Genomic DNA, 5150 nt, shown 5'->3' on the forward strand with positions numbered 1-5150 from the left:
CCTATTAACCACTGCAAGGTTGCAGAGATATTTGCTTTCTGTATACTTTTCTTAAATAACTCCGGCCCATTGGCCATAGATGAAAAAGGAAACAAAAATGAAAGACTTAGTTCTCAATAATGGACAAAAAGCAATTTTTATATATATAGATGACTTCAGTCGACCTGTCTATCAATTAGAGAGTGGTAGAAAGGTGTGCTGTATAAATCTAAATGGAACTTATCTTCATAGTATAAGTGGTGATATTGGCGAACCAGATTGTCCTCTTAAAGAAGAATACCAACCGATTAATAATTAAGAATTTGATTAAAAGCCCATTTCATGGGCTTTTTTTTCCGAACGTTTCCTATAGATAACTTGAATATTGCGAAATCCTTGGTATTTCATATACTCCAGATGAACAAACTCCGGCCCATTGGCCATAAATGAAAAGGAACCTATTATGTTGACAAAAAAAGATGAAGCTCTATTGATAAATCAGCCGAATAAATTGTTAGCCGATTATCATGCAAGGGTAATGGTTAAGGAAGCACCTGAATCTATTTGCACTTTCTATGAAGCTAATGCTGAAAAAATTAATGGAAAAGTAGTAATTGTTCGGTCTAAAGATGATGAATCGGCAGCTGCACTAGCAAGAAATACCTTAGATAAGGTGTTGTTTGTGTTTAGCGATACGTATTGGTTAACTGACTATTTTAAAGGTGTTTGCCAAAATATTCCTTTATCTGCTGCTCTCCAAAAGAGAGCAATTAAGTAAACCAAACCTGGTGCTATCGCAAAACTGATAAAGGCACTCGATGCGCCGCTGACAACACAAGTCTAAATGAGTAAAACTATTGTCCTTCGAAGCTGTAGTTTGCTCATTTTAGGAAAGGAACGACTATGGATACTATTGCTTTAGCAGATGAGATGGAACAAGCTGAATTGGAATGCTTTGAATTGTATAGTGCTACGTATGTAGGTCCTTATTGCGAGTTATGGGATAATCCCAATCTTTCAAAAGAACAACGTGATAATATGATTCCATTCTGAATATAACTTGATAAAAAAAACCGCTTAGCGGTTTTTTTTTGCTTAAGCGTTTCCTATTGGCAATTCGGTCTTTGTGGAAGATCTGACATTTAGTATACTGCAGATGAACAAACTCCGGCCCATTGGCCATAAATGCAAAGGTGAATATTATGAATTATAGCGTCTTAACTACTGAAAATGGTTATGGTTTATTTGTCAAATCAATGAATAAGCTTCACAAAGTTACACATCTTGCTTTTAATGAAGATGGTCATAGTTTTTTATTTAGAAATCAAAATCTTGTATGTGTTGCAGTATTTCCTGATAATTTGAGTGATGTTCAAGCAATGGCAAGTCAATATGGCGGGGATAATACGTTAAAACTACAAGATAAATCCTCTGAGGATTTAACTTACACGAACTTCTATATAAAATCTTTCGATGGTCACTTCTATCAAGTAGCTGGTATCTTTAAAGATGTTGATATGGCAAACAAATTTATGGAATCGAGAGATGATGCAGCATTAATCGACTCGACTAACCTTAAGGGTTCTCTAACTAATCAATTTCATTTTATTGCTAGTTACGAAAAATCTTCCGCAGTATAGCTCTCTTTTCTAATCTCACGCAAAGCCCCAAAGTAGCACTTTGGGGCTTTTTTATTCTGTCTTAATTCAATGAATCGAATAAGCATAGATGCATTTCCTATGAGCAATTCTTCGCTTGCTGACGAACTCGACTTGGGTATACTGCAGATGAACAAACTCCGGCCCAATGGCCATAAATGAAAGAGAAAAGACAATGAAACAAAAGACAATTGCTCGCATTAATGATAAATCAATTACATTTCAAAAAGTAGAGAGTTTTCAGTTTGTTAGGCGCGAAAATGTTCAATATATGACTGATGATGAAAGATTTTGTTTTAGTGACTGGCTCCGTTCTGGAGATCTACTTAATGCTGAATTTACCTATACAATTACAGATCTGGAGTTTAGATTTGATATACGTGAATTAGTAATTACCGGTAAGGCACTCACTTACTATCAACATCAAACATCAATTTTAAAAAATGAAATAATTGAATTTAATCGTGTTAACAATGCTGTAAATTCTGCTTTAAATGAAATTGGGTGTTATATGCATTCAGTTGACCTAAAAATATTAATAAGCATTTTATTCAAAAGGTTAAATGTAGTTGGAGGCACTTTGTCATTACAAAATGGTAATAAATTTGCTTTTAACCATCTTTCTCTTAAAAACACAATAGAGAAATTAGCATTAGCACTTTCTGATAACAATCAGGAGTGAGGCTAAGAGCATATTTTACATTACTTATATTTTATTAAGCCTGTATGTAATTACAGGCTTTTTCATACTACAAATGGCTTTTTACTTTGATGAAAACCATATACTGTAGATGCATAACCACCGACCCATAGGTCATAAATTTAAAAAGGAAAATATGATGATAACCGCTATGCTTCAGCAAGCAAAAATATATGAATTTGATTTGAGTGAACAACTTAGAAATACGGCTCAATGGATGATGTCGGTATCAGGTAAGCCAGAGTTTAACGAGCGGCAAGGTGTATATTTTACCATTCTTCGTGACTGGAGAGCTGCTAGAAAAAAACTTATCGAGATAGAATCTAAAGCTATAGCTGTCAATCGTTGTCATGCTTGCAATAAATCAGAGAGCGCAATTGCACTTGAGGAAAAACGGGCTTTAAAAGAGGCTACTGTTACTTCATCAACGTATGAGCGCGCACAACGAAAGTTGTTTAAAGATGTCAATGGTTTTGTTTGTGGCAAGTAGTATTAATAGCCTCGCAGTGCGAGGCTTTTTTACATTTTCCTTTGGTCAATCGGTATGTTGCAATGAATCACCCTCTAAGTATACTGCAGTTGAACAAACTCCGGCCCAATGGCCACAAATGCAATAAGCAACAATAATGGGGCAATATCATTGTCCCGACTGGGAAGTGGTTTGCCCTTTTTTATGAAAGAGGAAACCACGTATATGTGCGCTATTAAGCCATTTGAGCGTTATACAAATTCAACCCTTGATGAAACAATTCACATGGAGTTTTTTGGTGATATTGGTTGTGTGACACAGATCACCATTGGTACTCGGTTTGAGCGGTTGATAACTATCCGTCCAACTGAATTTGGCACTAACGTTTCTGCGGTTAACCAAGCCTTTGATTTTTTCAATAACATTGCCCCAATGCAGAACTACGCTGAACTACGTAGGGCATGGAAGATGTATTTGAAGGCTTGCAAGCAACGCAGCTATAACACTCATTACGCCTTCCATAATTATATGGAGGGCAAGAGAATTAAGCGCCTTGATCGTAAAGGTGGGGTATCTCAATGGGTCGCTGTTTAACATTCCATAAAGCCTCCTTGTGGGGCTTTTTTCTTGCCTGAACGTTTCCTCTGTTGCCAGATTCGATATAGTGAACATGAATTGGGCTATCGCATTAAAGAAAAACGGTGCTCAATGAGCTGCCGACAGTTAGTGACTAGCTCGAATATAAAAAACCGCCAATCGGCGGTTTTTTGCTTGTTAATTAAGTAAAAAGAAAATATATCAGTACTTGTATATATATCAAATTTGGTATAACATTACCTTAAGTTGAATAGTTAAGAGTGTTTATGCAATTAGATAAAGCTACTGCTTCTGAGCTTCAAATGCGATCCGATTTAATGCTTGTTATTCGCGGAATTATAGAGGCGAAACAATGGTCACAGTCCGAAGCCGCTGAGCACCTGGGACTGACTCAACCAAGAGTGAGCTATTTGGTAAATGGTAAGGTTGAAAAGTTCAGTATAGATAAGTTGCTGAATTGTCTTTACTTGATGGGTTATCGCTTAAAGCCTGTTTTTACCAATAATTCATTAACTGTAACAGTGGAATCAGTGAAAACGAACGTTTAAGAGAGGCTGTTATGTCTGCAGATAGATACGAAAGCTCAATTAAATTCACCACAAACGATGGGTTTCTCACCATTGAAGATTTTCAAAACGTAGATAACAGCTTCAGGCTTTTTGCAGGTGGAGAGCGTATAGTGATCGCATTTGAAGCAAGTCATGTGACTATCATCGATGACACGAAAAATGGCACAGATATTATTGAGTTAAAGATTATCAATAATCACCCGATTTACTTGAAAAGTTCGAAAGAAGCATCTGAGATAGCAGAATTTATTGGTACTGAAGTGTTTTGCTATGACGAAAGCGGCAATAACTTAGTTCCAGTATCGGCATTTCACTTTAGTTAAAACATTAGGAACCTGCAAATGGCAGTTAAAGTCACTTCACAAAGAGCGTTAGATATTCAAAAAGTGTCCGATTTGAAGGAATCTATAGAAAGTACAGTTGTTCGTACAGTTTGGAAGGTAGATGGTGAAGAGTTTGTTTACTGCAAAGGCGATGATTATTTGAAAAGCCGTGCTGGGCTTTCAGCGGATTGGGAAGTATGGCCCCTTGATCAAGCTGATAGAAAAGCTGCAAAAGCTAAAGTATTTAAGTTAATTAAATAGGGGTGAATGTATGCAATTAAAAGCATTATATCTTGGTGATAATAATGATGGCGTAAAAGTCCATAGTCAGTTTTTATCAAAGTGTGATTCAAAAATTACCTTTGAAAAGTTCAAAGCAGACTCGGTAAGTAAAGACAAAGCCCCTTTTTTTATTGATTTATATGATGAAGAACAGTCGTTAATTTTAGATACGGTTGGTATTAGTGAAGAGACATACACCCAAATCACAGGGGAAGTGGTGATGTCTTATGAGTATTATGAGCGCGAAGCTGATTATAATCAGGATTTGATTTTTGGTGCTATGGAGAAAGTGATTATACAACATGGCATTGACGTTCCGTGGGATACAGATAATTCATTTGGGCTGGCAGCTTTAGACCTACAGTCCTTTAAGAAAGCAGATCGTATAATTCATGAGTTGAATGTGGATTCACTTAATCTAAATTGAAAGCCTTTGGCCGCAGAGTAAATTTTTTACTCCAGGTCAATGGCTCGCGGGTTCGGGTGCAGCCCGAGATTTTTGATTTTTGTCATTGAGGTGTATATGAAAGGCTTAAAACATTTTATCAAAGGTTCACTAGACCTATTATTATT

Annotated in this window: 11 protein-coding genes; all 11 read left to right on the forward strand. The window is 36.3% G+C overall.

What is annotated here, in order from left to right:
- Positions 1–97: 97 nt before the first annotated feature.
- The 11 genes from KFE26_RS23270 (at position 98) to KFE26_RS23320 (ending at position 5004) form a co-directional block, all read left to right on the forward strand.
- Entirely contained in the window at positions 98–298 is a 201-nt protein-coding gene (locus KFE26_RS23270; protein WP_212601876.1) for a hypothetical protein, read from the forward strand.
- 144 nt (positions 299–442) lie between these two features.
- Positions 443–757, forward strand: a complete 315-nt coding sequence (locus KFE26_RS23275) for a hypothetical protein (protein ID WP_212601877.1) — start codon at positions 443–445, stop codon at positions 755–757.
- 125 nt (positions 758–882) lie between these two features.
- Positions 883–1032, forward strand: coding sequence for a hypothetical protein (locus KFE26_RS23280; protein ID WP_212601878.1), 150 nt, complete (start codon positions 883–885; stop codon positions 1030–1032).
- A 149-nt stretch (positions 1033–1181) separates the two neighbouring features.
- The gene (locus KFE26_RS23285; RefSeq protein ID WP_212601879.1) at positions 1182–1619 is read left to right on the forward strand and encodes a hypothetical protein; all 438 of its coding nucleotides are present in this window, start codon (positions 1182–1184) and stop codon (positions 1617–1619) included.
- Positions 1620–1812: 193 nt separating this feature from the next.
- A complete protein-coding gene (locus KFE26_RS23290) occupies positions 1813–2319 on the forward strand; it encodes a hypothetical protein (RefSeq protein WP_212601880.1) in 507 nt (168 codons plus the stop codon).
- Positions 2320–2476: 157 nt separating this feature from the next.
- On the forward strand, positions 2477–2827 hold the full coding sequence (locus tag KFE26_RS23295; RefSeq protein ID WP_212601881.1) for a hypothetical protein: 351 nt from the start codon (positions 2477–2479) through the stop codon (positions 2825–2827).
- Between the two features lie 183 nt (positions 2828–3010).
- Entirely contained in the window at positions 3011–3400 is a 390-nt protein-coding gene (locus tag KFE26_RS23300; protein WP_212601882.1) for a hypothetical protein, read from the forward strand.
- 269 nt (positions 3401–3669) lie between these two features.
- On the forward strand, positions 3670–3951 hold the full coding sequence (locus KFE26_RS23305; RefSeq protein ID WP_212601883.1) for a helix-turn-helix domain-containing protein: 282 nt from the start codon (positions 3670–3672) through the stop codon (positions 3949–3951).
- Between the two features lie 11 nt (positions 3952–3962).
- The gene (locus KFE26_RS23310; RefSeq protein WP_212601884.1) at positions 3963–4295 is read left to right on the forward strand and encodes a hypothetical protein; all 333 of its coding nucleotides are present in this window, start codon (positions 3963–3965) and stop codon (positions 4293–4295) included.
- Positions 4296–4313: 18 nt separating this feature from the next.
- Positions 4314–4556 (forward strand): hypothetical protein, encoded by a 243-nt coding sequence (locus KFE26_RS23315; protein WP_212601885.1) that lies wholly within the window; start codon positions 4314–4316, stop codon positions 4554–4556.
- 10 nt (positions 4557–4566) lie between these two features.
- Complete coding sequence (locus tag KFE26_RS23320) at positions 4567–5004, forward strand: hypothetical protein (protein WP_212601886.1); 438 nt, start codon at positions 4567–4569, stop codon at positions 5002–5004.
- Positions 5005–5150: the final 146 nt, after the last annotated feature.

The organism is Shewanella sp. M16 (assembly GCF_018224605.1).
Lineage (GTDB): Bacteria > Pseudomonadota > Gammaproteobacteria > Enterobacterales > Shewanellaceae > Shewanella > Shewanella oncorhynchi.

What these genes read in the sequence shown, in the direction of transcription:
- KFE26_RS23275 (WP_212601877.1), top strand. Translation starts at nt 443, where the DNA reads ATGTTGACAAAAAAAGATGAAGCTCTATTGATAAATCAGCCGAATAAA.
- KFE26_RS23280 (WP_212601878.1), top strand. Translation starts at nt 883, where the DNA reads ATGGATACTATTGCTTTAGCAGATGAGATGGAACAAGCTGAATTGGAA.
- KFE26_RS23300 (WP_212601882.1), top strand. Translation starts at nt 3,011, where the DNA reads ATGAAAGAGGAAACCACGTATATGTGCGCTATTAAGCCATTTGAGCGT.
- KFE26_RS23305 (WP_212601883.1), top strand. Translation starts at nt 3,670, where the DNA reads ATGCAATTAGATAAAGCTACTGCTTCTGAGCTTCAAATGCGATCCGAT.
- KFE26_RS23290 (WP_212601880.1), top strand. Translation starts at nt 1,813, where the DNA reads ATGAAACAAAAGACAATTGCTCGCATTAATGATAAATCAATTACATTT.
- KFE26_RS23310 (WP_212601884.1), top strand. Translation starts at nt 3,963, where the DNA reads ATGTCTGCAGATAGATACGAAAGCTCAATTAAATTCACCACAAACGAT.
- KFE26_RS23295 (WP_212601881.1), top strand. Translation starts at nt 2,477, where the DNA reads ATGATAACCGCTATGCTTCAGCAAGCAAAAATATATGAATTTGATTTG.
- KFE26_RS23315 (WP_212601885.1), top strand. Translation starts at nt 4,314, where the DNA reads ATGGCAGTTAAAGTCACTTCACAAAGAGCGTTAGATATTCAAAAAGTG.
- KFE26_RS23270 (WP_212601876.1), top strand. Translation starts at nt 98, where the DNA reads ATGAAAGACTTAGTTCTCAATAATGGACAAAAAGCAATTTTTATATAT.
- KFE26_RS23285 (WP_212601879.1), top strand. Translation starts at nt 1,182, where the DNA reads ATGAATTATAGCGTCTTAACTACTGAAAATGGTTATGGTTTATTTGTC.
- KFE26_RS23320 (WP_212601886.1), top strand. Translation starts at nt 4,567, where the DNA reads ATGCAATTAAAAGCATTATATCTTGGTGATAATAATGATGGCGTAAAA.